At 68.2% G+C, this 23,486-nt stretch carries 22 protein-coding genes; 7 read left to right on the top strand and 15 right to left on the bottom strand.

The features are described 5' to 3' along the window. Positions 1-54 precede the first annotated feature (54 nt). The 6 genes from ACFXN1_RS34190 to rpsF all read right to left on the bottom strand — a co-directional run bounded on the left by ACFXN1_RS34190 (position 55) and on the right by rpsF (position 5,254). The gene (locus ACFXN1_RS34190; RefSeq protein ID WP_379435967.1) at positions 55-1,410 is read right to left on the bottom strand and encodes an LAGLIDADG family homing endonuclease; all 1,356 of its coding nucleotides are present in this window, start codon (positions 1,408-1,410) and stop codon (positions 55-57) included. Between the two features lie 36 nt (positions 1,411-1,446). Continuing rightward, positions 1,447-2,841, bottom strand: a complete 1,395-nt coding sequence (dnaB, locus tag ACFXN1_RS34185; protein ID WP_379435969.1) for a replicative DNA helicase — start codon at positions 2,839-2,841, stop codon at positions 1,447-1,449. 629 nt (positions 2,842-3,470) lie between these two features. Continuing rightward, positions 3,471-3,926, bottom strand: a complete 456-nt coding sequence (gene rplI, locus ACFXN1_RS34180) for a 50S ribosomal protein L9 (RefSeq protein WP_354841000.1) — start codon at positions 3,924-3,926, stop codon at positions 3,471-3,473. Positions 3,927-3,943: 17 nt separating this feature from the next. Next, a complete protein-coding gene (gene rpsR / locus ACFXN1_RS34175; RefSeq protein WP_040814320.1) occupies positions 3,944-4,213 on the bottom strand; it encodes a 30S ribosomal protein S18 in 270 nt (89 codons plus the stop codon). A 64-nt stretch (positions 4,214-4,277) separates the two neighbouring features. Next, positions 4,278-4,829: a single-stranded DNA-binding protein gene (locus ACFXN1_RS34170; RefSeq protein ID WP_356996014.1), complete on the bottom strand. Its 552-nt coding sequence runs from the start codon at positions 4,827-4,829 to the stop codon at positions 4,278-4,280. A gap of 134 nt (positions 4,830-4,963) precedes the next feature. After that, complete coding sequence (rpsF, locus tag ACFXN1_RS34165) at positions 4,964-5,254, bottom strand: 30S ribosomal protein S6 (protein WP_083869414.1); 291 nt, start codon at positions 5,252-5,254, stop codon at positions 4,964-4,966. Positions 5,255-5,500: 246 nt separating this feature from the next. Here rpsF and ACFXN1_RS34160 point away from each other — a divergent pair, with 246 nt between their 5' ends. Then, positions 5,501-6,916, top strand: coding sequence for a glycosyltransferase family 87 protein (locus ACFXN1_RS34160; protein WP_379435970.1), 1,416 nt, complete (start codon positions 5,501-5,503; stop codon positions 6,914-6,916). Here ACFXN1_RS34160 and ACFXN1_RS34155 read toward each other — a convergent pair. Further along, complete coding sequence (locus ACFXN1_RS34155; RefSeq protein ID WP_379435972.1) at positions 6,818-7,378, bottom strand: CGNR zinc finger domain-containing protein; 561 nt, start codon at positions 7,376-7,378, stop codon at positions 6,818-6,820. The two genes, ACFXN1_RS34160 and ACFXN1_RS34155, sit on opposite strands and share 99 nt — an antisense overlap. A gap of 84 nt (positions 7,379-7,462) precedes the next feature. Here ACFXN1_RS34155 and ACFXN1_RS34150 point away from each other — a divergent pair, with 84 nt between their 5' ends. After that, positions 7,463-8,389, top strand: coding sequence for a DMT family transporter (locus tag ACFXN1_RS34150; RefSeq protein WP_379435973.1), 927 nt, complete (start codon positions 7,463-7,465; stop codon positions 8,387-8,389). A 58-nt stretch (positions 8,390-8,447) separates the two neighbouring features. Here ACFXN1_RS34150 and ACFXN1_RS34145 read toward each other — a convergent pair whose 3' ends face one another. Further along, entirely contained in the window at positions 8,448-9,572 is a 1,125-nt protein-coding gene (locus ACFXN1_RS34145) for a DUF475 domain-containing protein (protein WP_379435975.1), read from the bottom strand. 100 nt (positions 9,573-9,672) lie between these two features. Next, positions 9,673-10,248 (bottom strand): TerD family protein, encoded by a 576-nt coding sequence (locus tag ACFXN1_RS34140; protein WP_379400682.1) that lies wholly within the window; start codon positions 10,246-10,248, stop codon positions 9,673-9,675. A 213-nt stretch (positions 10,249-10,461) separates the two neighbouring features. On the opposite strand from ACFXN1_RS34140, the gene ACFXN1_RS34135 reads away from it, so the two are divergent. From ACFXN1_RS34135 to ACFXN1_RS34120, 4 genes are read left to right on the top strand one after another with little or no spacing between them, the layout of a single operon-like run. Further along, the gene (locus tag ACFXN1_RS34135; protein ID WP_379435976.1) at positions 10,462-11,664 is read left to right on the top strand and encodes a hypothetical protein; all 1,203 of its coding nucleotides are present in this window, start codon (positions 10,462-10,464) and stop codon (positions 11,662-11,664) included. 40 nt (positions 11,665-11,704) lie between these two features. Next, positions 11,705-12,916: an HpcH/HpaI aldolase/citrate lyase family protein gene (locus ACFXN1_RS34130; RefSeq protein ID WP_379435989.1), complete on the top strand. Its 1,212-nt coding sequence runs from the start codon at positions 11,705-11,707 to the stop codon at positions 12,914-12,916. Next, a complete protein-coding gene (locus tag ACFXN1_RS34125) occupies positions 12,913-15,363 on the top strand; it encodes a phosphoribosyltransferase (RefSeq protein WP_379435978.1) in 2,451 nt (816 codons plus the stop codon). The genes ACFXN1_RS34130 and ACFXN1_RS34125 overlap by 4 nt, the downstream gene beginning before the upstream one ends. An 18-nt stretch (positions 15,364-15,381) precedes the next feature. Further along, complete coding sequence (locus ACFXN1_RS34120) at positions 15,382-16,185, top strand: HAD family hydrolase (protein WP_364609748.1); 804 nt, start codon at positions 15,382-15,384, stop codon at positions 16,183-16,185. On the opposite strand, the gene ACFXN1_RS34115 is transcribed toward ACFXN1_RS34120, so the two are convergent. The 5 genes from ACFXN1_RS34115 to ACFXN1_RS34095 form a co-directional block, all read right to left on the bottom strand. Beyond that, positions 16,186-16,944: an isocitrate lyase/phosphoenolpyruvate mutase family protein gene (locus ACFXN1_RS34115; RefSeq protein WP_379435991.1), complete on the bottom strand. Its 759-nt coding sequence runs from the start codon at positions 16,942-16,944 to the stop codon at positions 16,186-16,188. It lies immediately after the preceding gene. Next, the gene (gene dhaM, locus ACFXN1_RS34110) at positions 16,925-17,671 is read right to left on the bottom strand and encodes a dihydroxyacetone kinase phosphoryl donor subunit DhaM (protein ID WP_379435979.1); all 747 of its coding nucleotides are present in this window, start codon (positions 17,669-17,671) and stop codon (positions 16,925-16,927) included. The genes ACFXN1_RS34115 and dhaM overlap by 20 nt, the downstream gene beginning before the upstream one ends. Continuing rightward, positions 17,668-18,285: a dihydroxyacetone kinase subunit DhaL gene (gene dhaL, locus ACFXN1_RS34105; protein ID WP_379435993.1), complete on the bottom strand. Its 618-nt coding sequence runs from the start codon at positions 18,283-18,285 to the stop codon at positions 17,668-17,670. The genes dhaM and dhaL overlap by 4 nt, the downstream gene beginning before the upstream one ends. After that, on the bottom strand, positions 18,285-19,286 hold the full coding sequence (gene dhaK / locus ACFXN1_RS34100) for a dihydroxyacetone kinase subunit DhaK (protein WP_379463762.1): 1,002 nt from the start codon (positions 19,284-19,286) through the stop codon (positions 18,285-18,287). Before dhaK ends, dhaL begins: the two co-directional genes overlap by 1 nt. A gap of 81 nt (positions 19,287-19,367) precedes the next feature. Further along, complete coding sequence (locus ACFXN1_RS34095; protein ID WP_379400677.1) at positions 19,368-20,108, bottom strand: hypothetical protein; 741 nt, start codon at positions 20,106-20,108, stop codon at positions 19,368-19,370. Between the two features lie 119 nt (positions 20,109-20,227). On the opposite strand from ACFXN1_RS34095, the gene ACFXN1_RS34090 reads away from it, so the two are divergent. Next, entirely contained in the window at positions 20,228-21,790 is a 1,563-nt protein-coding gene (locus ACFXN1_RS34090) for a TerD family protein (protein WP_379437239.1), read from the top strand. Here the strand turns inward: ACFXN1_RS34090 and ACFXN1_RS34085 are convergent. Further along, positions 21,787-23,400: a glycosyltransferase family 87 protein gene (locus ACFXN1_RS34085; RefSeq protein ID WP_379437247.1), complete on the bottom strand. Its 1,614-nt coding sequence runs from the start codon at positions 23,398-23,400 to the stop codon at positions 21,787-21,789. The genes ACFXN1_RS34090 and ACFXN1_RS34085 overlap by 4 nt on opposite strands. Positions 23,401-23,486: the final 86 nt, after the last annotated feature.

The raw sequence follows: 23,486 nt of genomic DNA, 5'->3' as shown, positions 1-23,486 counted from the left end.
TGACGCCGAACGATGGCTACGCCGCGCCGTCCTGGCTCTGAACCGGGCTTTGGCTCAACGTCCGGCATAGACCGAAACACCCTGCGCAATGAGGTTTTCGGTGCCGGATACGTAGGCGGTGAATACCTCCTGCTCCCCCAGGTCGGTGATGCTCGTTATCCGATCCCAGAAGACATCGTTCGTGCAGAGCATCGCGAGCTCGGGAGCATCGAGGATGTCCGCTGCGCGGGCGAAACGCGCGCGACTGGGCGACCGTTTGTACATTGCAGAGCCGCAGAACTTGCCGCCCATCGCAGCTTGAAACTCACGGTGAGTCATTGTGCGCGCGGCCATTATCGTTCTGATCTTGTTCCAGATCTCCTTTGGGACCGTGTCGACATTCGGGTTCGGATCCATGACGTCGAGTCGGATCAGAGCTGCTTCCCCCGCCACGCCCCGGGCTCCGTGCGCGCCGATATCGGCGAGGAACCTGCTCTGGTTGTCCGCCCCGTCGACCTTCAGATGCCAGCAGTCGCGGTACCCAGGCTTTTGTACACGGCTGATACGTCCGTGAACCTCCAACCGGAGCAAGAGATTCGCGACATCATGGATGAGCTGCAGGCTCGTCGACGCGTAGTAGATGCGTGCCTGGCCTCCCCGCTCGTCCCAGCGAATGGAGCCGTCGGTCGCCCACAGGTGTCTGAGAAAGATCGCTACCTGCTCGGTCGGCAAGGCGAAAATTCGTTCGGGAACAAACTTCTCGTAGCTGCGGAGACCGAAGAGCCCGAGACCGTCGAGCCAGGCTGCGATGGGATTTCGTTTTCCGTGAGTGAGCCGGTACGGCGCAGGCAGGCGCAGCGTGATGACCCTTGCCGCTGCGTACTCGTCCCGGATAGCTGTGATGCCGAAGTGGGCAGCTGCCGCTGTGACGGCGGACAGGTTCTCCTCGTCGATGCTGGCGTAGCGAATCGGCTGGCGCTTCACGCAGGATCCGTCACCGATCATGTGCGCCAGGAGGACTACCTCGGGATCGGGCAGTTCGGTGGCCTGTAGAGGCGCCGGTATCCAGCGGGGGATGGCGATGCGTTCGTCTACCGCAAGCTCCTCCAACCGCTTCCAGCCATCGACAGTCAGCATTCGAGCCCCAGCGGCGGCCTCGACGAGGCGGCCGGATGCCAAGTGAACCTGCATGACTTCGCTATGGCCGCAAGCGAATACGTCGGCCAAGGGCCGGGCAACGTACCGCATCCGCTCATCGAGCGACCAGACCGGCGGCCGTTCTCCGCTGTGCAGCAACGTCTTCAGCGACACCGCCGCACCGTTGTCCGCACGATGCACATCTGCATTCGCTGTCAGACTGCCCAGTCCATTGAATTCGAAAGCGTTCGCGTGCTTGCCATTCGGATCCCCCGGAGCATGCTGCGTTTCCATACTCCGAAGATAGGTCGAATGCGTGTTCGACGTGGGCTAACCGCGTGCCATATCGACAAATCGACTCAAATGCAGCTGGTGTGCCACGGTAATTGTTGCGGTTGGTCCGTTTCGATGCTTTCCAAGAATCAGATCGGCCTCACCACCGCGTGGATCATCCCGCTCAAAAGCATCGGGCCTATGTAACAAAATGACCATATCGGCATCTTGTTCCAAACTTCCGCTTTCGCGCAAATCGGACACCATGGGCCGCTTATCCGTTCGCTGCTCCGGACCACGGTTGAGCTGCGAAATCGCGATCACCGGCACCTCCAGCTCCTTCGCCAGAAGCTTGAGGCTACGCGAGAATTCGGAAACTTCCTGCTGACGTGATTCGACCTTTTTGCCCGATGTCATCAGCTGGAGGTAGTCGACCACCACAAGGCGCAGATCGTGTCTTTGCTTGAGCCGTCGGGCTTTCGCCCGAATTTCCATCATCGTCAGGTTCGGCGAGTCATCAACGAACAGTGGCGCTTCGCTGATCTCGCTCATGCGCCGCGCCAGCTTGGTCCAGTCGTCGTCGCTCATGCGACCCGAACGCATATCGCCCAGTTTGATTTTCGCTTCCGCGGATAGGAGGCGCATGACGATTTCGGTGCGGCTCATTTCCAGCGAGAAGATGACGCTGGCCAGACCATGCTTGATGGAGCAGCTGCGCATGAAATCCATACCAAGCGTGCTCTTTCCGACACCGGGTCGGGCCGCGACGATGATCATCTGGCCGGGGTGGAGGCCGTTGGTGATTTCGTCGAGTTCGGTGAAACCTGTTGGGACGCCGAGGGAGATGCCGCCTCGGGAGGCGATGGAGTCGAGTTCGTCCATCGTGGGCTGGAGGATGTCGGTGAGCGGGGCGAAGTCCTCGCTGGAGCGGCGTTCGGTGACGTCGTAGAGCTCGGCCTGGGCGCGGTCGACGACCTCGGCGACGTCCTGGCCGTCGGCGCCGGCGTAGCCGTACTGGACGATTCGGGTGCCCGCCTCCACCAAACGGCGCAGGATCGCCTTCTCCGCAACGATTTCGGCGTAGTAGCCGGCGTTGGCCGCGGTGGGGACCGTTTGGGTCAGCGTGACGAGATACGGGGCCCCGCCGATGCGCTTGAGCTCGCCTCGGCGGTCGAGGTTGGCGGCCACCGTCACCGGGTCGGCCGGTTCGCCGCGGCCGTAGAGGTCGAGGATGGCGTCGTAGACGGCCGAGTGGGCGGGGCGGTAGAAGTCGCCGGGGCGGATGACCTCCACGACATCGGCGATGGCGTCCTTGGACAGCAGCATGCCGCCCAGGACGGATTGCTCGGCGGCCATGTCGTGGGGTGGCTGACGGCCGAAATCCTCGCCGGGGGCGTCGGGATAGTCGGAGGGCCCGTGATCGTCGTGGCCGCGATCGTCGATGACTGCCATCGGCTCGACCGTCCTCTCTCCTCGCGCCCGGAACGAGTCCATGACCGTTGTACGCCTGCGCACCGACAGGTTCGGTCCGCCACGCGGCGCCGCCACGCCGAGTTGTGCAGGCGCGGTGGCAAACCCGTGGTGGTGGGCGCTGGATACACGGAGTCGTGTCGTCCCGGGCAGTGGTCACGACATCGAATGCGAACCTAGGCGACCGGACGGTGACCCGCCAAACCGAGCTGTGTACACACCTGTGGACAACGTGGGTATTGTTCACCAACTGTTGTGCACCCCCTGTGGAAAACTTGGGGACAACAGTCGATGCGGTCACTCAATACGCTGGTAGTGGCGAAATTCGCATTGTGTGTAATTGTGGATCAATTGGGTGCGGCGTGTCGCAGGACGGTAACGTCCGGGCGTGTTGGGTGAACGGACGGTCTCACGCTTGTGACCTGTCGCACAATGAGAATGGTTGGTTTGCTGAGTAATCCACAACCCGGGCGAACATCGTGAATTCTGCATGCCGACACCTGGCCCCGCTACACGCGACACGCAATCAGCGAATACCTGGCAAACAGAAAAAATCGAACAAAGAAAATCGGAGGCCGCCCCACAGCTGAGGCGGCCTCCGACGAACCGAATTACTCGGCGGCAGTGACCTGCAGGTCGACCTTGGCGATCACATCCGGGTGCAGGTGCACCACGACACCGTGCTTACCGGTGCTCTTGATGTGGGCCTTCGGCAGCTCGATGCTGCGCTTGTCGACGACCGGGCCACCGGCGGCCTTGATGGCCGCGGCGACATCGGCGGCGGTGACCGAACCGAAGAGCTTGCCGGTGCCGGCGGTCTTGACCGCGAGCGACACGCCGGTCAGGCCCTCGATGGCCTGCTTCAGCTCGTTGGCGTGGTCCAGGTCGCGCACGCGGCGGGCATCCTGCGCCCGGCGAATGCCCTCGACCTGCTTCTGCGCGCCACGGGTGGCGACAATCGCCAGGCCGCGCGGCAGCAGGAAGTTACGGCCGTAGCCGTCCTTGACCTCCACGGTGTCGCCGGGCGCACCGAGGTTGTCGACATCAGCGGTGAGGATGAGCTTCATTGCTGTGCCTTCCTTTCTCAGCGGGCGGTGGACACGTAAGGCAGCAGAGCGACCTCACGCGAGTTCTTCACGGCGACAGCGATATCGCGCTGGTGCTGGACGCAGTTGCCGGTCACCCGGCGAGCGCGGATCTTGCCACGATCGGACACGTACTTGCGCAGCAGCGCGGTGTCCTTGTAGTCGATCTTGGCGCCGGCCGTGTTGTTCTTCTTGCCAGCCTTGTCTTCCTTGCAGAAGGTGCAAGCCTTCTTCTTCAGCACCTTTTCGCGTGCCGGTGCTTTGGCCATGGTCTTTCAACTCCGTAATTTCGGGAACCCAGCCGTCGGGGCGGATTCCGGGGAAAGCCGTTGTCTAGAACGGCGGTTCGTCGTCCATCGCGCCGCCCCCGAAGGAGCCGGCCGCGGGGGCACTGCCCCATGGGTCGTCGCCGGCGCTCTGGCCGCCACGACCCCCACCACTGCCACCACCGGAGAAGCCGCCGCCTTGCTGGCCGCCGCCCTGTCCGCCACCGCCGAAGCCGCCGCCACCACCGCCACGGGTGGTCTTGTTGACCTTCGCGGTCGCGTACCGCAGGGAGGGACCCACCTCGTCGACCTCGAGTTCGACGACCGTGCGCTTCTCACCCTCGCGGGTTTCGTAGGAGCGCTGCTTGAGTCGTCCGCTCACGATCACTCGCGAGCCACGGGTCAGACTCTCGGCCACATTCTCCGCAGCTTCACGCCAGATGTTGCAGCGCAGGAAAAGCGCTTCGCCGTCTTTCCATTCATTGGTATTACGGTCGAACACGCGGGGAGTCGACGCGACGGTGAAGTTCGCGACGGCCGCTCCCGCGGGCGTGAATCGAAGCTCGGGGTCAGCCGTCAGATTGCCGATGACGGTGATGACCGTGTCGCCTTGGGCCATGGTTCCTCCTGCTTTCCGGTGCAGTCCGCAATGCGCTCGCCCGTGCACGCCCGATCATGGGCTCAGTGCACGGTTTGCCAGTCAGCCTAGAGATAGGCACCGACGGTTACGAGCGACCTTGCGGGAGGACTGGACTACTTCTTGTCGAGGCGCAGCACCTTGGTGCGCAGCACCGACTCGTTCAGGCCCAGCTGGCGATCGAGTTCGCTGACGGTCTCGGACTTGGCGGTCAGGGTGACGACCGCGTAGATGCCCTCGGCCTGCTTGGCGATCTCGTAGGCGAGACGACGGCGGCCCCAGATGTCGACGTTGTCGACCTTGCCGCCCTCGGCACCGACAACACCCAACATGTTGTTCAGGTTCGGGCCGACGGTGCGCTCGTCCATTTGCGGATCGAGAATAACCATCACTTCATAATGACGCACGGACCTCATCACCTCCTGTGGACTGTGAACGGCCCACGGACTGTCCGTGGGCAGGAGGGTTCGTTGCGTCAGCAACCCGACAAGGCTACATGAGGGAACGCGGTGCTCCGCGCCGGGGTATCGAGGCTCTTGCTCGCGTGTTCACGCCGGCGGCGGCCGGGCGATAGATGGGCATGGCCTGCGAAATCGGGCCAGTCCCGAGCTTGAACACGCGGACACGCCGAAGAGAGACCTATGGTGGTGCGCATGCCGAACCGACCCGTCGCCAGCGCAGCGGTCGCTCACCGCCGCGAGGTGGGCCGGTCGATGATCGCGGTCACGTCGACGCTGGTGTGCGGGGTCACCCTGCTGATCGCGTATGTGAACAAGGCGCGGTGTGCCGGTGGGCCGTTCGAGGAGTCGGGTCGCAGCGCCGTTTTCGATGTCATCAAGGACTCGAATGTCTGCTATTCCGATATTCAGTACCTGTGGCTGGGCCGCGGTATCAATGAACACGTCTTTCCGTATATAACGGGCGGCATCACACCCGATGGCCAGTTGACCGGCGGCGCGGTCGAGTATCCGGTGCTGAGCGGTCTGCTCATGTGGATCGGCGGCATCGGCGCGCACACCGATGCGGACTTCCTGCTGCACTCGGCGCTGCTGCTGGCCCCGTTCGCGTTGCTCACCGCGTATCTGCTGGCCCGGATGGCCGGCCCGGCGGCGCTGCTGTGGGCGGCCGGTCCGCCCCTGGTGCTCTATGCCTTTCACAATTGGGAACTGCCGGTGGTGGCCACCGCGGTGGCCGCGTTCTACGTGATGACCGTGCTGACGCGATATTCCCTGCGGGACCGGGCGATAGCGGCGGCGGTATTCCTGGCGATCGGCTTCTGTTTCAAGCTGTATCCCGGAATCTTCGTGCTGCCCTTGCTGATCTACGTGCTGCTCGGTGAAAACCCGCTGCGGGAGCGGCGATTCGATGTGCGCGGCGCGCTCATGGTGGCCGGCACCGCTGTCGGCACGGTGGTCGCGATCAATCTGCCGTTCGCGCTGGCGGGTTATGACGGCTGGCGGGCGTCGATCACCTTCCAGCAGCTGCGGCAGGCCGACATCACCACGAATTCCATCTGGTACTGGGGTTTACGCCCGTTGTTCGCCCAGACCAGCGAGGGCGAGTCGACGTTCCAGGCCGTGGTGTCGGCGGCCTCGCCGCTGCTGGTGCTGGGGTCCTTCGGGCTGGCCTGCTGGCTGGGCTGGCGGCGGTATCAGCTGGCGGGGGTGTATCCGTGGATCGGTGTCAGCGGCGCCATGCTGTGTGGATTCCTGTTGTTCCACAAGGTGCATTCGCCGCAGTACACGCTGTGGCTGATCCCGTTCCTGGTGCTGCTGGAGGTGCCGTGGAGCTTGACCGTCACCTACTTGATGGCGGACGCGTGTATCGGGATCGGTGTCTTCCGCTACTTCTATGCCCTGGGTGCGGGCCGTGATGCCGGATTCGAGCAGAGCATCGTGCAGATCGGCGTGTGGGGCCGGGCCGCGCTGCTGGTGGTGTTCTTCTTCCTGTTCGTGACGGCGCGGGCGCGGTCAGCCGGCGGGCTCGGTGTTCCGGGCGCGGAACGCCTTGCTCTTGGCCCGGTTTCCGCAGACCGCCATATCGCACCAGCGGCGCGAACCGCCGCGTGAGGTGTCGATGTAGAGGCGGGTGCAGGCGTCTCGCCTGCATTCCTTGATGCGGTCCCGGCCGGGGCTGCCGAGCAGTTCGATGGCGGAGCGTGCGATGGCCGCGAGCGCGGAATCGAGTGTCCCGCTACGGTGCACGCTGCCGTCGGCGCGCAGGGTGAGCTCGGGCGGGGTGTCGTGAGCGTGCCGGTTGACGAGTCGCCGGTCGGCGTCGGCGGCGGGTTCGCCGTCGAGGGTGGCCAGCATCAGCCGCCAGGCGGCCTCGCGTAGCTTCACGGCCCGCGCGAGGGCACCGGTGCAGTCCGGTGCGGTGTCGAGGATGCCTGCCGCCGTTACCCATTCGGCGAGTTCGTCGTCGGTGCTGAGCCGGTCGATGAAGGTGGTGCGTCGTTCCTGAGCCGTACCGATGAAGTTCAGCGCGAGATTGCCGCTGACGAACAGGTGCGGATCGGCGAAGGTGGACATGTCCTCATAGTAACCCCCTTGACAGGTTATTCAAGAAGGTGCCACCGTATAACCACCTGAACCGGTTAGCGGCGTGGAGGAATCATGGACAACCGGCTTTTCGAAGTGGCGGGCCCGCCGGCCCTCATCCTCATGTGGAGCAGCGCCTTCATCGCCGGCATCATCGGCGTGGGCGCGGCGCCGCCCATGCTGGTGCTGTTCGCCCGCTTCGGCATCGCCGGCCTGCTGCTCATCGCGTATGCCCTACTGGCGCGGGCGGTCTGGCCGCGCGGCAGGTTCCTCGCGCACACGCTGGTGGCGGGCCTGCTCATGCAGATGGTGCAGTTCGGGGCCTTCTACACCGCCATGCACGAGCACGTCACCGCCGCCGTCATCTCCCTGGTGCAGGGCCTGAGCCCGGTGGTGATCGCCGTATTCGCCGGTGGCCTGGGCGAATCCGTGAGCGCCCGGCAGTGGCTGGGCTTCGGGGTCGGCGGTCTGGGGGTGGGCCTGGCGGTGGTCGATCAGTCCAGCTTCTCGCTGGTGGGCCTGCTGCTGTGCGTGGTCGGCCTGCTCGGCCTCAGCCTCGGCACCGTGTACCAGAAGCGCTTCAACCCCGCGATCGATCCGCGGGCCGGCACCGCTCTGCACGTGGCGGTCAGCGCGCCCTTCGCGGGCGCGATGGCCGTGGCGGGCGGCGACTTCCACATCGCGGACCCGGCCCGTTTCGCGGGTTCCATGGTCTGGATGGTGCTGGTGAATTCCATGGGAGCGTTCCTGCTGCTGAACACCATGCTGCAGCGCTGGGACACCACCCGCGTCAGCCGCTTCTTCTTCGCCATCCCGGCGGTGACCGCGGTGATGGCCTGGCTCGTCATCGATCAGCCGTTGCGCCCGTTGACAGTTGCGGGTCTGGGCGTGGGACTGGTCGGCATGGTCCTGGCCTCCCGTCGTGCCACACCGAATCCCGCCCAGGCCGAGCCCGAGACTGCCCGCCGCCACCTCTCGATGCCGCAGCCCGCGCGGGTGTGACCATCGCAGGAAAGCCCGCCACACGCGCTGGTGTGGCGGGCTTTCCTGTCTCGGTGGATCAGCCGACCGGGGTGGGCTCCAGGCCTGCGGGTTCGTCGTCCTCGTCCTCGTCGGACTCGGCCTGCTCGCGCCGGTTGCGGATCACGCTGGTGATGAACGCCGCTCCGATGAAGGCCACGCCGACCAGGCCGCTGATCACCTCGTTGACGTGCACGCCGATGGTGATGAGCAGGATGACCGCCAGTGCGCCGATGGCCCAGAACGCGCCGTGCTCGAGGTACACGTACTCCGAGAGCGTGCCCTTGCGCACCAGGTAGACGGTGATGGACCGGACGAACATGGCGCCGATCAGGCCCAGACCCAGGGCGATCAGGATCGGGTCGGAGGTGATGGCGAACGCGCCGATCACGCCGTCGAAGGAGAACGAGGCGTCGAGCACTTCCAGATACAGGAACAGGAAGAACGCCGCCTTGCCGGTCGCCTTCACGATGGCCGAGGGCCCGCCCGCGGCCTGTTCTTCGGCGTGTTCCTCGGCATGGAAGAGCGAGCCGAGCCCGTCGACCAGGATGTAGGTCATCACGCCGAGGATGCCGGCCAGCAGCACGGTGGACCGGTCGTCGTCGGCCGCGATGAATTCCGCCGCGAGGACGATGCCGCCCAGGGTGAGCACCACCGCGAGCATGTCGAGTTTGCCGAGCTTGGCCAGCGGGCGTTCGATCCAGCCCAGCCAGGTGACCTCGCGCTCCTCGAGGATGAAGTTGAAGAACAGCAGCAGCAGGAACGCGCCGCCGAAGGCCGCGATCTGCGGGTGCGCGTCGGTGAGCAGCTTCTCGTAGGAGGGGCTGCCGTCGGCGAAGGTGAGGGCCCCGTCGGCGGGCGGGTTCATGGCCAGGTCGAAGGCGCGAACCGGGTTGAGGCCCGCGGTGATCCACACGATGGCCAGCGGAAATACCAGGCGCATACCGAAAACCGCGATGACCACGCCGACGGTGAGGAAGATCCGTTGCCAGAACTCGCTCATCCGCTGCAGGATGCTGGCGTTGATCACCGCGTTGTCGAAGGACAGCGAGACCTCGAGGACGCCGAGGATGGCGCACAGCAGCAGGGCCGTGGGACCGCCGTACACGAGGGCCGCGAGCAGCGACAGTACGGTGACGATGATGGAGAGGCCGAATATTCGCACCGCAGCGGGCCTTTCGTTGTGCCGGGTCGTGGACGGGGTCGGCGGACACACGAAGAGGGCTCGTGCGACCGAGCCCTCTTCGTGTCGCTAGTTGTTCGATTCAGACATTGACGCCGAAGTCGCGAGCGATGCCCGCGAGGCCGGAGGCATAGCCCTGGCCGATCGCACGGAACTTCCACTCACCATTGTTGCGGTAGAGCTCGCCGAACACCATGGCGGTCTCGGTGGACGCGTCCTCGGAGAGGTCGTAGCGGGCCAGTTCGGCGCCGTTGGCGCGGTCCACGACCCGGATGTAGGCATTGCGGACCTGGCCGAAGCTCTGGCCGCGCGAGTCGGCGTCGTAGATCGACACCGGGAAGAAGATGGACTCGATGGCCGGCGGGGTGTTCGCCAGGTCGATATTGATGACCTCGTCGTCGCCCTCGCCCTCACCGGTCAGGTTGTCGCCGGTGTGCACGATGGTGCCCTCCGGGGACTGCAGGTTGTTGAAGAAGATGAAGTGCTTGTCCGACAGCGCCTTCTTCTCCGCGCCGGTCGCGATGGCGCTGGCGTCCAGGTCGAAGTCGGTGCCGGTGGTGGTCCGGACGTCCCAGCCGAGGCCGACGGCCACCTGGGTCAGGTTCGGAGCCTGCTTGGTCAGTGAAACGTTGCCGCCCTTGGACAAACTGACACCCATTACGGGAATCCTTCCGTTGTAGCGCGTTTGAAGTGTTTCTTGGCTAACGGCGTGTCCTGCGTGTCGGTTCCGCCGCCTCGACAGTAATGGTTTTCCCAAGTCTTGGGTAGGGAAGGGTCAACCCTGGCGTGCGGAAGCAACTGTCATCTGACAGATTTTCACAACGCCTCGCCGTTGTCGCCCCGACGAGCCGCTTCTCCTACCATCGGGGGCGTGGCAGGCCGTCGACGCGGATGGTTCCGGGCACCCCGGAACAACGAATGGGTGCAGCAGGCCCGGCAGGTACTGACGACCGCATTCCTGGATATGGACCAGCGGCAGACCATTGCCGAGGCCGCCGTCACGGCATCCGCCGCGCTGTTCCCCGAGCGCGGCATGGCCGCGCGCTGGGAACCGGTGCGCGCCCGCTGCTATGACGCCTCCGGCGCCTACCTCGCCCTCAACGACCGCCTGGAGCAGGCCGAACGCGAGGACGGCGGCCCGGTCGCCCAGCCCGAGATCGACACCGTCATCCGGAGACTCGCCGACGCCGCGCGCGGGGTCGACGAGTTCTACCGGGGCAATCAGCCCCACCTCGAGCATGCGGTCGCGGTGTACGGCTCGGTGCCGCAACTGGTCTCGCAGGTGCGGGCGCAGGCGGCACAGCTGCGGCAGACCGCCGACGCCTCACCCCACGCCGCCTACCCCTCGATCCGGCAATGCGCGGCCGCCGTGGATGAGGGACTGCTCACACTCGAGGCCGCGGTGGCCACCGGCGCCGGCGGCGCCACCCGCGACGCCGCCACCCGGCTCGAGACGCTGAACCGCGACCTGTCCACCGCCCTGGAAGCCGCACCCGGCAAACAGCATTCGGCCACCACCGCGCTCGCCTCCGCCGCCACCCGGCTCGACGCCGCTCGCAACCGCCTGGACCGCATCGCTCCGGCCATGTCGGCGCTGCTGCGGGAATTCGCGGCTGCGTCGTCGAACGATTTGGCCAACAATGAGCGACAAGCCCGGGAGGCCGTCGCGGCCGCCGACGCGGATCTGGCCCGCGCCCGGGCCGCCCTGGCCAACCACGACCCGGAGGACGCGCTCGACCTGACCACCACCGCCCGCGCCCACCTCGCCACCGCCGAGGAGCGCGCCGAGACCGTGACCGATCGGCTCGCCCTGCTGCGCGCGGTCCGCGACCAGCCGGCCGAGCGCGCCAAGGCCGTCCGCTTCAAACTGCGCGACGCGCAGATGCTCGCGGTCAACAAAGGCGTGGTCCCGCAATGGGGTTCGGTGCTCGACGCCCAGGCGGAACGCCTGGATCGCGCGAGCGCGGGCCTGACCGGACGCCACCCCGACTACTGGGCCTACGTGTCCGAACTCGACGCCATCTCCGCGTTCGTCGCCGGAGTGGTCGAGCGCATGCGAAATACCGACAGATAGACCGAAAGTCAGCAGGAGGACGACCGCGACGATGACCGCGATGATCACCAGCGATCCGGATGTCGCCCCGGTCTCCCTGCGGAAACGCTTCCCGCTGCGGCATTTCCGGCAGGTGCCGGGCCCGGAGCTGCGGCGGCTGTTCCACCGGCTGCCCGAACCCTTCGGCGGCTCCGTCGACCGCCACCTGCTGGCCATGGCGCTGGGCGCGACCCTGTACGTGCCCGCCACCCGGCCCGATCTGACCGCCACCATCCTGCGCCGCGCCGAACGCGGCGTGTGCTCGATGGTCATCGACCTCGAGGACGCGGTCGCCGACCACGCCGTCGAAGCCGCGAAATGGCAGGCCGCCCGGACCGTCGGCGAACTGGCCGGCAGCGGCGAGGGCTACCCGCTGCTGTTCGTGCGGGTCCGCGACCCGCACAGCATCGGCGAGATCGCCGACCGGCTCGGGCCCGGGGCGGCGGCGCTCACCGGCTTCGTGCTGCCCAAATTCGACAGCTCCTGCGCGGCCGACTACCTGCACGCGCTGGGCCTGGCCGCACAGCGCCTGGGCCGCACCGTCTTCGGGATGCCGGTGCTGGAATCCCCCGCCCTGGTCCATCGCGAGACCCGCGACCGCGAACTCCGCCGCATCGGCGCGCTGCTCGCCGAGCACCGCGAACGGATTCTCGCCGTGCGGATCGGGGCCACGGACATGTGCTCCACCTTCGGGATTCGCCGCGACCGTGACCTCACCATCTACGACGTGCGGGTGGTCGCCGACGTGATCGCCGATATCGTCAACTACCTGGGTCGCGCCGACGGCACCGGCTTCACCATCACCGGACCGGTCTGGGAGTACTTCGCCGACCACGCCCGCATGTTCCGGCCGCTGCTGCGCACCTCGCCGTTCGCCGAGGTGGACGCCGTCCCCTTCCGGCAGTCGCTGGTCAGCCGCGATATGGACGGGCTGCTGCGGGAGATCACCCTGGACCGCGCCAACGGGATCCAGGGCAAGACCGTCATCCACCCCTCGCACGTGGCCGTCGTGCACGCCCTCTCGATCGTCACCCACGAGGAATACGCCGATGCCGTCGACATCCTGAGCACCGCCGCGGGCGGTGTCGCCGCCTCCGAGTACCGGAACAAGATGAACGAAATGCGCCCGCACCGCAGCTGGGCGCACCAGATCATGCTGCGCGCCAAGGTCTTCGGCGTCGCCAATCAAGGAGTCTCCTTCGTGGACCTGCTCAAGGCCCTGGTCGAATCGTGACCGCCGATCCCGCCCTACCCTGGGCCACCCGGCACCTCGGGCTCACCCTCCGCCACACCGATTCCGCACTGCTGGAACCCGACTGGCGCATCGACACGCTCGTCGAACCCGGCCTGCGCCGCAATCCCCGCCGCGCGCACCTGCTGGTCTCGACCGTGCTGGGGAAACACCTCCCGACCGACCCGCATCGCGTGCTCGACGCGGGCAACCGGCTCGGCGACCTGGTGCGCGAGCTGCTCACGGGAGATGTTGCGTCGCAGCGGAATCGGCCGGTCACTGCCGCGGTGGTGCTGGGCTTCGCCGAAACCGCGACCGGACTCGGCCACACCGTGGCCGCCCGCCTCGGCGCGCGCTGCTACCTGCACTCCACCCGCCGCGACGTGCCCACCGCCGAGACCCTCGCCGGTTTCGAGGAGGGCCACTCGCACGCCACCTCCCACCTGCTGCAGCCGATGCCTGCCGCGATCTTCCACAACGACCTGCCCATGGTGCTCGTCGACGACGAGATTTCGACCGGCGCAACCGCTCTGGACGCCATCCGGGCCCTGCACGCGCACACTCCCCGCAGCCACTACATCCTGGCCTCGCTGGTGGACATGCGCACCGAGGCCGACCGCCGTGCCTTCGACACGGCGGCGGCCGAACTCGGCGCCCGTATCGACACCGTCTGCCTGGCCAGCGGCAGCACCCGCCTGCCGGCGGGCCTGATCGACGCTGTCACCGCCCTGCCCGAACCGGTACTGAACCCGATCGCGGATCGCACCGGCGCCTGCCTCCGCGTCGAACTGCCCTGGCCGCAACAGGTTCCCGAGGGCGGCCGCCACGGTTTCCTCGACTCGGATGCCGCGCCCTTCGATGCGGCGCTCACCCACGCGGTGGCCGAGCTGACCCGTGCTCTCGCGACAGTGACCGATTCGACGGACCCTCGGCGCCCCGTGATCGTCATCGCCCACGAGGAACTCATGTACCTGCCGCTGCGTATCGCCGCAGCCCTGGCAGACCGTGGAATCCCCACCCGATATCAGACCACGACGCGCTCCCCCGCCTACGTCCTGGACGAGGCCGGTTACCCGCTGCGCCGCGGATTCCGTTTCACCGCACCAGAACTCGGCGAGGAAAGCCCGCGCTTCCTCTACAACGCGCGCTGGCCGGGCACCGAGACCCCCGCCGACCCGATCCTGCTCGTCATCATCGACAGCCCGGCGGACACCGAAAAGCTCACGGCTGCCGGTGGACTCGTCGATGTCCTGACCGCGTCGGGCGCAGACGTGCTGCTGGCCGTGCTCCCCGACGCGGACCCCCGCGCCCTCGCCGCCCGCTCGAGCCGTGCGCCGGAGCTGCCGGAACCGTTGTACGGGCCGGAGTTCGGGTCGTATGCGCGGGATGAGGTGGCGTGGCTGTTGACCGATCTGTCCGGGGTGGCGCTGGAAGCCGATGTAGCGGAGCGGGAACGGCGGATTCAGGCAGGGGTGGCGCATTACGCGGAGTCGCTGCCGGTGGAGTATCAGCCGGACGCGGCGTATCGGGAGTTGTTCGAGCGGGTGCTGGCGGAGAGCGCCGAGCGGCTGGCGCTGGCGGTGGCGACGGTGTCGGAGTTGGTGATCAGCGAGCGGGGTCGCGACGTGGTGCTGGTGTCGCTGGCTCGGGCCGGGACGCCGGTGGGGGTGCTCATGCGACGCTGGCTGGGAAGCCGGGGGATCGAGGTTCCGCACTACGCGGTGTCGATCGTGCGGGATCGGGGGATCGACGCGACGGCGCTGGATTATCTTGCCCGGCATCATGATCCGGCGCAGGTCGTGTTCGTGGACGGATGGACCGGCAAAGGCGCGATCACCCGGGAACTGACCGCCGCACTGGATGCCCATCATGCGGCGGGCGGGGCGCGGTTCGACCCCGGCCTCGCGGTGCTCGCGGATCCGGGCAGCTGTGTGCGAACCTACGGCACCCGCGACGACTTCCTGATCGCCTCGGCCTGCCTGAATTCCACTGTGTCGGGACTGGTTTCGCGCACCGTGCTCAATGCCGGCCTGATCGGGCCGGGACAGTTCCACGGGGCCAAGTTCTATCGCGAACTCGCGGGCCAGGATGTGTCCGGCCATTTGCTCGACACCGTCAGCGCCTGCTTCGACCGGGTGCGGCCGCTGGTGGACGCGCGGGTACGCGACCTGCAAACCGCTGACCGGACCCCGACCTGGGCGGGCTGGGAGTCGGTGGAGCGGGTGCGGGCGGCCTACGGGATCTCCAGCGTGAATTTCGTGAAACCCGGTGTGGGAGAGACGACCCGGGTGCTGTTGCGCCGGGTGCCGTGGCGGGTGCTGGTGCGGGATCCGCACGCGGCGGAACACGCCCATATCCGCCTGCTCGCCGCGGCACGCGGCGTGCCGGTCGAGACGGTACCGGATTTGGCGTATGCCTGTATGGGCTTGATCAAGGAAGTGAAGGGGTAGCCGGTGCGGCAGCACGGGATGATGGTGGCGACGGATCTGGATCGTACGGTGATCTACACGCGGGCGGCCTTCGGGAACACCGAACCGGACACGGTGTGCGTGGAACACCATGAGGGACAGCCGCTGTCGTACATGACGGTCGTCGCGGCGCAGCGGCTGAGCAGGCTCGCGTCGGCGGCGGCCGTGGTTCCGGTCACCACCCGCACCATCGAGCAGTACCACCGGGTCCGGCTGCCCGGCGGGCCCCTGCCCTACGCGGTCACCAGCAATGGCGGCACCATCCTGCGCAACGGGCTCCCCGACCGGCGCTGGCGTTCCGCGCTGGACGCGCGGGTGCGCGCCGAATGCGCCACCCTGGTCGAGGTGCGCACCGAACTGCGTGCGCGCGTGGACGAATCCTTCGCGCTGCGCCTGCGCGAGGCCGACGACCTGTTCTGCTACCTGGTGGTGGATCCGCAGCGGGTGCCCGCCGGCTTCCTCGCCGACTGGGACGCGTGGTGCCGCCCGCGCGGCTGGACGGTCTCCCAGCAGGGCCGCAAGATCTACACCATGCCCGCGCCGGTCTGTAAGAGCCGCGCGGTGCAGGAGGTGCGCCGCCGCCTGCTCGACGCCGGCGAACTGCATCCCGAATCGCGCCTGCTGGCCGCGGGTGACGGTGCGCTCGATGCCGAAATGCTGCGCACCGCCGACGTCGCCATCCGGCCCCGCCACGGCGAACTGGAACAACGGAACTGGAACCACCCGCGCGTGGCCGTCACCGCGGCGTCGGGCATCCGCGCCGCGGAGGAGATCCTCGACTACTTCCTGCGGGTCCGGTCCTGATCAGCGCCAACCGGCCAGCAGGGTGTTCGCCGCCTCGGTGAGGGCGCGCTGCAGGAACGGGCCGAAACTGACTCGCGCCACGCCGAGTTCGGCGAAGTAGGCGGGCGAACCCTGATCGGGCAGGCCGATGGCATTGACCGGCAACGGCAGTTCCGAGGTAAGCGTGCGCTGCACGTCCGGCTCGTGCCGGCCCACCGGGTACAGCACGTCCGCGCCCGCCTCGGCGGCCAGCCGCAGCCGGGTGAGCGCGCTTTCCAGTCGCTCCGCCGGGGCGCCGGTGTCCGGGCGCAGGAAGACGTCGGTGCGGGCGTTGATCACCACGTGCACGCCGGTGGCGTCCACGGCGGCGCGCAGCTCGGCGACCAGGTCGGCATGCTCCTGCGGGGTGCGCAGGCGCCCGCCCTCGCTGTGCACGGAGTCCTCGAGATTGAAGCCGATCGCGCCCGCCTCGAGCAGGCCCTCGATGATCCGGGAGGGCTTCTCGGCGTAACCGGACTCCAGGTCGACCGACACCGGAACGTCGACGATGGCGGTGATCTCCCGTACCCGGCCCAGCACCTCGGCGAAGGTCATGCCCTCCTGGTCGGGCTTGCCCATGGAATCGGCGAGCGGGTGGCTGCCGATGGTGAGCGCCCCGAATCCGGCGTCCTGCACCAGTTTCGCGGACCAGGAATCCCAGACCGTCGGCAGGATCACCGGATTCCCGGGCTGGTGCAGGGACAGGAACGTCGTGGCTTTCTCAGCGAGGCTGGTCATGATCTCGATTCTCGGTCAGGGCGCGGACTTTGGCGACCGCCCGCGCCGCTTCGGGTCCGGTCGCGCTGACTTCCAGCCGCTGGCCGGGATGCACGCCGAGGGTGAGCACCCGGGTCAGGCTGTCGCCCGGGACCGGACCGGCGCCGGTGGTGGCATTGCGCAGGGCCACCACCGCCTCGACCTCGCGCAGGGCCGAGACCAGCTCGGCGGCCGGGCGGGCGTGCAGGCCGTGTTCGTTCGTCACCTCGATGATTTCGGTGATCGCCGAATCATCCACAGGCTGCACAGCTGTGGATGACTGTGGATCGCCGGGGAGGCCGGTGCCGGCGGAGTCGCCGAGCTGTGCGTGTTTGGCGGCCAGGGCGTTCCCGGCCTCCCGCGCGACCGCGTCCAGATCGCCGCCACCACCGGCCGCGGCCAGCGCCGACACCAGGCCCTCGACCAGCGGTCCGGCGGAAAGCCGCACGGCGACGGGGGATTCGAGCAGGTCCAGCGCGGTCTCGGCGGACAGCACCGCGCTGCCCAGATCCATCAGCACCAGGACGCCGTCCCCGGAATCGGCGGCGGTGATCGCCTCGGCGACGGCGACGGCGTCCGTACCCAGTTCGGTGCCGGACAGTCCCGCCGCGATCCGGACGGGCACGCCCTGATCGGGCAGCAGCCCGGCGGCCATCGCCACCGCGGCCTCGGCCAGCGCCCGGCTGTGCGAGACCACCACCAGGCCGATCATCGCAGCGCCTGTCCGGCGGCCCGGACCAGCAGCGCCGCACTGGTGGCACCCGGATCCTGGTGTCCCGCACTGCGTTCGCCCAGATACGAGGCCCGCCCCTTGCGCGCGACCAGCGGCGTGGTGGCGTCCCGCCCGGCCTCCGCGGCGGTCACGGCGGCATCGAGAGCCTGCTGTGCCGACCCGCCACTCGCCACTTGCTTCTCGAGGGCGTCGGCCGCAGGTCCCAGCGCATCGACCATGGTCTTGTCGCCGGGCTCGGCCTTGCCGCGCGCGATCACACCGTCCAGCCCGGCCCGGAACGCGCGCGCGAAATCGGCTATATCGGAACCACTTTCGATCGCCGCGGCGAAGCGAAGGAAGAACGTCCCGAACAGGGGACCGCTGGCACCGCCAATGGTGCGGATCAACACCATGGCGGTCTGCTTGCAGATCTCACCGGGGCTGTCCGGCGTCGAATCATCCAGCGCCGCAACGGCGGCCGCCATGCCGCGCTGCATATTCGTGCCGTGATCGGCATCGCCGATCGCCGCGTCCAGCGCGGTCAGCTCGGTGGCGTTCTCGTCGACCAGCGCCGCGAAATCGCGCACCCACGCGGCCGTGTCCACCGCCGCCATCAGATCCCCCACCGCAGCGCCGGAGTCCGCACGGGCGCGTCCCACAGCGCCGTCAGCTCCTCGTCCAGCCTGGTCAGCGTGATCGAACAGCCCGCCATTTCGAGCGAGGTGAGGTACGGGCCGACCAACGAGCGCTCGACGTGGATCCCGTGCCCGCGCAGGATCTGCGACACCTCGTCGAACATCACATACAGCTCGATGAGCGGCGTGCCGCCCATCCCATTGAGGAAGCACAGCACCCGATCACCCTGCGCGAAGGGCAGATCCGCGAGGATCGGCTCCAGCAGCATCTGCGCCACATCCCGCGCCGGGGCCAGCGGCACCCGCACCCGGCCGGGCTCGCCGTGAATGCCGATGCCGATCTCCATCTCGTGCTCGCCCAGCTCGAAGGTCGGATGCCCGACCGCCGGGACCGTGCACGAGGTCAGCGCCATGCCCATGCTGCGCGACCGCGCGTTCACCGCCTCCGCGACGCGCGCCACCTCCGCCAGCGGCCGGCCCTGTTCGGCGGCCCCGCCCGCCACCTTCTCCAGGATCACCGTGGCACCCACCCCGCGCCGCCCGGCGGTGTACAGGCTGTCCTGCACGGCCACATCGTCGTTCACCACCACCGACCGCACCTCGGTACCGGTCTCGGCGGCCGCCAGCTCGGCCGCCATCTCGAAGTTCATGACATCGCCGGTGTAGTTCTTCACGATGTGCAGCACACCCGCCCCGGCGTCCACCGCGGCGGTGGCGGCCTGGATCTGATCGGGCACCGGCGAGGTGAAGATCTCGCCCGGACAGGCCGCGTCCAGCATCCCGAGCCCGACGAACCCGCCGTGCAGCGGCTCGTGACCGGAACCGCCGCCCGAGACCAGGCCCACCTTGCCCGGAACCGGCGCGTCTGCACGCACCACGATGCGCTGTTTCACATCCACCCGCAGTTCGGGATGCGCCGCGGCCAGTCCGGCCAGCGCGGCAGCCACCACCTCGGCCGGATCATTGATGAGCTTCTTCACCGAATTCTCCCCTCGGAAGGCCGGTTCGGGTCCCTGCGAGCCAGACTCGCACCGCCGGTGCGGCTTTGGTGGCGATTCCGGCTAATGCTGTGGCTCGGCAGGCTCCTCCAGCGTGCGGGCCAGCTCGATATCGGTCACCAGCTGGACCATCAGATCCCGCAATTCGCAGTCGGGCAGGTGCTCGGCCGCGAATTCGAACGGCTCGGACACGTCCAGCCCGCCATGGGTGGCGGCCAGGATCACCCAGGGAATCCCCACCTCGGCCACCCCGAGCCGCTCCCGGATCAGGTCGGTGGTGTCGTCCACCAGGTCGGCCCGGGCGGCCACCGCGGCCGTCATCTGCTCGTCCAATTCGGCGCGGCGGCGCTCCAGCAGCCCGGCATCGGCGCCCGCCTCCTGCATGGGAGTGGTACGCACCGACCCGTCCTCGTAGACCTGGAAGCCCTCGTTCACGCAGATGGTGCCCAGCTTCACCTCGGCGTCGGCCAGGTCGGGCAGGGTGCGCAGGCAATCCAGCACCGCGTCCAGGGCCGCCACCAGGCGGTCGCGAATATCGCGGCGGCGCACCAGCTCCCGATCGGCGTCCTCCCGCTCGGACAGCACCTGCTCGACCGCGCGGCCGATCTGAAAGGCCATGGCGGTGGACTCGGGGGCCCAGCCGCCGCTGGGGACGTACTCGCCACGCTTGGGGGTGATGGTGTCCAGGAAGGCGTTCACGGCATCGAGCAGGTCGCGCAGCTGGTCTCGGGACACGGCGGGGTGCCGGAAGGCTCGCAGATACTGTTCGTGCGCTTCCGCGGGATCGACCTCACCGTCGCTCACCCAGCCGATACTGCCACGCCGTCCGGGCATCCCCGGACACCACCGCAACCACGCCGCGGGTCCGTGTCGCCATGTTCTCGTAGAGTGGCAACGACAGCACCGACAACGAAGGGTCGATCTTGTCCACAGTTTTGGTGAAGGGCCAGAACGGCCCTCTGAGCGTCCATGATCTGGTGATCAGCGTGCAGGTGGGCGCACCGGCCGACCTGTCCGCACTGCTGGTCACCACCGCAGGCACGGTGCGCTCCGATGCCGATTTCGTGTTCTTCAACCAACCCTCCGGGCCCGGTGTGACCCTGCGGCCGGGCCCGCCCGGTCGGCCCGCCGTCCTCGCCGTGTCGCTGGACGCGATTCCCGCTGATATCGAACAGCTTCGGGCCGTCATCACCCTCGACGACGCCACCGCCAGCTTCGGACAGCTGCCCGTGCCGGTCGCGCAGGTCAGCGATGCGGCCGGAAACGCGTTGTACGAGTACCGGATCGAGGGCCTCAGCAGCGAATCCATCGTCATCGCACTGGAGTTGTACCGGCGCCAGGGCGGATGGAAGGCCCGCGCCGTCGGACAGGGCTACGCGGGCGGATTCGCCGCGCTGGTCACCGACCACGGCGTCCAGGTGAACGAGGCCCCGCAATCCCCCGCGCCGTCCCCGGCCCCGCCGGCCCCGCCCGCCCCTGAGCAGTTCGCGTCCGCGCCGCAGCAATTCACCTCCCCGCCACAGCAATTCGCGCCCGCGCCCGAACAATTCGCGCCCGCGCCGAACGGATACCCGGCCCCCGCGCCCACCGGCAACTACATGCCGACCGGCGGCTACCCGCCGCCCGCGCCGGGACAGGGTTATCCACAGCCCACCGACCAGTACCCGCCGGCCGGGGGCTATCCGCCGCCGCCCGCGCAATACGCGCCCACCGGCGGCTACCCGCCGCCCGCACCGACCGAGCAGTACCAGCCCGCGGGCGGCTACCCGCCGCCGACGGGCACGGGGTATCCGCCTCCGGGACAGTCGTATCCGCCGCCCGCCTACCAGCAGCCCGTCGGCGACTTTCCCCCGCCGGCCGGCGGTTACTCGCGGCCGGCGCAGGAGGATCGCGATCTGCCGGTCGGCCACGCCGTCAGCCTGGTCAAGGGCCAGCGCATCAACCTGCGCAAAGAAGGCGGCAGTGCACTGGGTTACGTGAAGATGGGCCTGGGCTGGGATCCGGTCAAGCGCGGCGGCATCTTCGGCAACAAGTCCGTCGACGTGGACCTGGACGCCTCGGTGGTGCTCTTCGCCGACCACAGCCCCGTCGATGTCGTCTACTACGGCAGCCTCAACTCCAAGGACGGGGCCATCCGCCACCAGGGCGACAACCTGACCGGCGAGGGCGACGGCGACGACGAGGAGATCATGGTCGATCTCTCCCGCATCCCGGCCCAGGTCACCACGCTGCTGTTCATCGTGACCTCCTACAAGGGCCACACGTTCGAGCAGATCGCCAATGCCTACTGCCGCCTGGTCGACAGCGCCACCAATGCCGAACTCGCCCGCTTCACCCTCGCGGGCGGCATGTCCTTCACCGCCATGGCGATGGCCAAGGTGTACCGCCCGGCCCCGGGCGCGGACTGGAAGCTCCAGGCCCTCGGTGAGGGATTCCAGGCCAAGCACCCCGGCGAGGCGGTGCCGCAGCTGGCCCGCTTCCTCTAGGGCACCGGCATCGGCTGCCTGGGCTGCAGCAACGGCGGCAACCAGGCATGCGAAGGATCCGGGGCGCGGTCGACGATGCCGCCCCCCGGATCGTCGGCGCCGTCGCGGCGCACCGGATCCTCATCCGGACGGTAGATCTGCCGGATCACCAGGACGCACAGCCCGATCACCGCCAGATCGCGCAGCACCACCGTGCCGGTGAACCACTGCTCGGGCAGGCCCTTGTGGTCCTGGCCCAGGTAATAGAACATGCGCGGCACCCAGACCAGGGCGTCGATCGTCATCCACGCCAACAGGATTCGCCGCTCCGGCAGCGCCAGCACCGCCAGCGGCACCAGCCACAGCGAATATTGCGGGCTCCACACCTTGTTGGTCAGCAGGAACGCCGCCACCACCAGGAATGCCAACTGCGCCAGGCGCGGCCGGCGCGCCGCGGTCAGGCCGATCCAGCCGATGCCCGCGCAGGCCGCCAGGAACAGCAGCAGCGACACCGCGTTCAGCACCGTGGGCGCCTGCTGCGCGCTCAGTATCCCGTCGAAGCCGGTCCAGCCGGTGAACGAGGTGATCACGTTGTAGACCGAATCCGGGTCGGCATGCCGTTCGGTATTGAGCCGGAAGAACTCCCACCAGCCGTTCGGATACAGCGCCGCGATGGGCGCGTTCACCGCCAGCCAGGTGATGGCCGCCGCCGCGATGGCCCCGCCCGCCGCGCGCAGCGGGCGGATGCCGCCCCACGCCGCCTCGTCCTCACCGAGTCGCTCGGCGCGGGCGCACAGGATCAGGATCGGCCCCAGCAGCAGCAGTGGATACAGCTTCGCCGCCCCGCCCAGGCCCAGCAGTATGCCCGCCAGCACCGGCCGCCGTCGCGCCCAGGCCAGCAGCCCGCCCGCCGCGAAAGCCGTTGCCAGCGTGTCGAAATTGGTGAACGCATGCACCAGCACCAGCGGCGACAGCGCAATCAGCGCGGCGTCCCAGACCCGCCGCCCGGCCGTCAGTGCCGTCGCCCAGATGGTCACCAGCCAGGCCAGCGACAGCCCGATGGCCACCACATCGAAGTAGATGACCACCTCGAGCGCCTTGTGTCCCGGCAGCGGAGACAGCTTCCACGCCTTGGCGATTCCCATGGACACGTACTGGTACAGGCCCGACAGCACCGGATACTCCATGTACCGGACCTGCGGGCGGCCGTCGGGGAACTCCACCCACTGCTTCTTGTACGGGAAGGCGCCCTCGTTGAGATGCTCGGCCCCGTACAGCGGCACGGTGTCGGAGTAGCACATGGCGATGTACTGGCGGCCGTTGTTCCAATCCAGGCCCATGACGCCGTTGGCGTCGGGCCGCTGCTGGATGCAGCCCGCCTTGCCGAACCAGCTGAACGCCAGGAACAGCACCGCGAACGCCATCAGCACCCGCATGGGGGTCCAGAAACGCACCCGGCCGATCACTGCGTGGTCGCCGACCGGCCCGCCGATCAGATCGCAGAGCTGCGCGGTCAGCGTATCGGTGCGACTGGGCTTGTCCCGGTCGTCGGCCGACCGCAGATCGGCCGCCAGTGGTTCCGGCGACTCGTAGACCACCGGCGTATCGCGCTGTGCGCCAGCATCTTCCACTCCAGCTGCCTCCCCCGGCTTCAGCGCGTCACCGGCCGGCGCGCCAGAGGCGCCCGGCCGGTGCACCAGTTCCTGCTCGATCACGG

The sequence above is a fragment of the Nocardia sp. NPDC059154 genome (genome assembly GCF_042755705.1).
Taxonomy (GTDB): domain Bacteria; phylum Actinomycetota; class Actinomycetes; order Mycobacteriales; family Mycobacteriaceae; genus Nocardia.
The sequence above is the reverse complement of the archived record's forward strand: the minus strand, read 5'-3'. Positions and strand labels throughout refer to the sequence as shown.

Coding starts and splice junctions, on each gene's coding strand:
- dnaB (WP_379435969.1), bottom strand. CDS start 2,841: ATGGCAGTCATCGACGATCGCGGCCACGACGATCACGGGCCCTCCGAC.
- rplI (WP_354841000.1), bottom strand. CDS start 3,926: ATGAAGCTCATCCTCACCGCTGATGTCGACAACCTCGGTGCGCCCGGC.
- ACFXN1_RS34140 (WP_379400682.1), bottom strand. CDS start 10,248: ATGGGTGTCAGTTTGTCCAAGGGCGGCAACGTTTCACTGACCAAGCAG.
- ACFXN1_RS34190 (WP_379435967.1), bottom strand. CDS start 1,410: ATGGAAACGCAGCATGCTCCGGGGGATCCGAATGGCAAGCACGCGAAC.
- dhaL (WP_379435993.1), bottom strand. CDS start 18,285: ATGGCGGCGGTGGACACGGCCGCGTGGGTGCGCGATTTCGCGGCGCTG.
- ACFXN1_RS34150 (WP_379435973.1), top strand. CDS start 7,463: ATGGACAACCGGCTTTTCGAAGTGGCGGGCCCGCCGGCCCTCATCCTC.
- ACFXN1_RS34155 (WP_379435972.1), bottom strand. CDS start 7,378: ATGTCCACCTTCGCCGATCCGCACCTGTTCGTCAGCGGCAATCTCGCG.
- ACFXN1_RS34160 (WP_379435970.1), top strand. CDS start 5,501: ATGCCGAACCGACCCGTCGCCAGCGCAGCGGTCGCTCACCGCCGCGAG.
- dhaM (WP_379435979.1), bottom strand. CDS start 17,671: ATGATCGGCCTGGTGGTGGTCTCGCACAGCCGGGCGCTGGCCGAGGCC.
- ACFXN1_RS34170 (WP_356996014.1), bottom strand. CDS start 4,829: ATGGCCCAAGGCGACACGGTCATCACCGTCATCGGCAATCTGACGGCT.
- rpsR (WP_040814320.1), bottom strand. CDS start 4,213: ATGGCCAAAGCACCGGCACGCGAAAAGGTGCTGAAGAAGAAGGCTTGC.
- ACFXN1_RS34130 (WP_379435989.1), top strand. CDS start 11,705: ATGATCACCAGCGATCCGGATGTCGCCCCGGTCTCCCTGCGGAAACGC.
- ACFXN1_RS34120 (WP_364609748.1), top strand. CDS start 15,382: ATGATGGTGGCGACGGATCTGGATCGTACGGTGATCTACACGCGGGCG.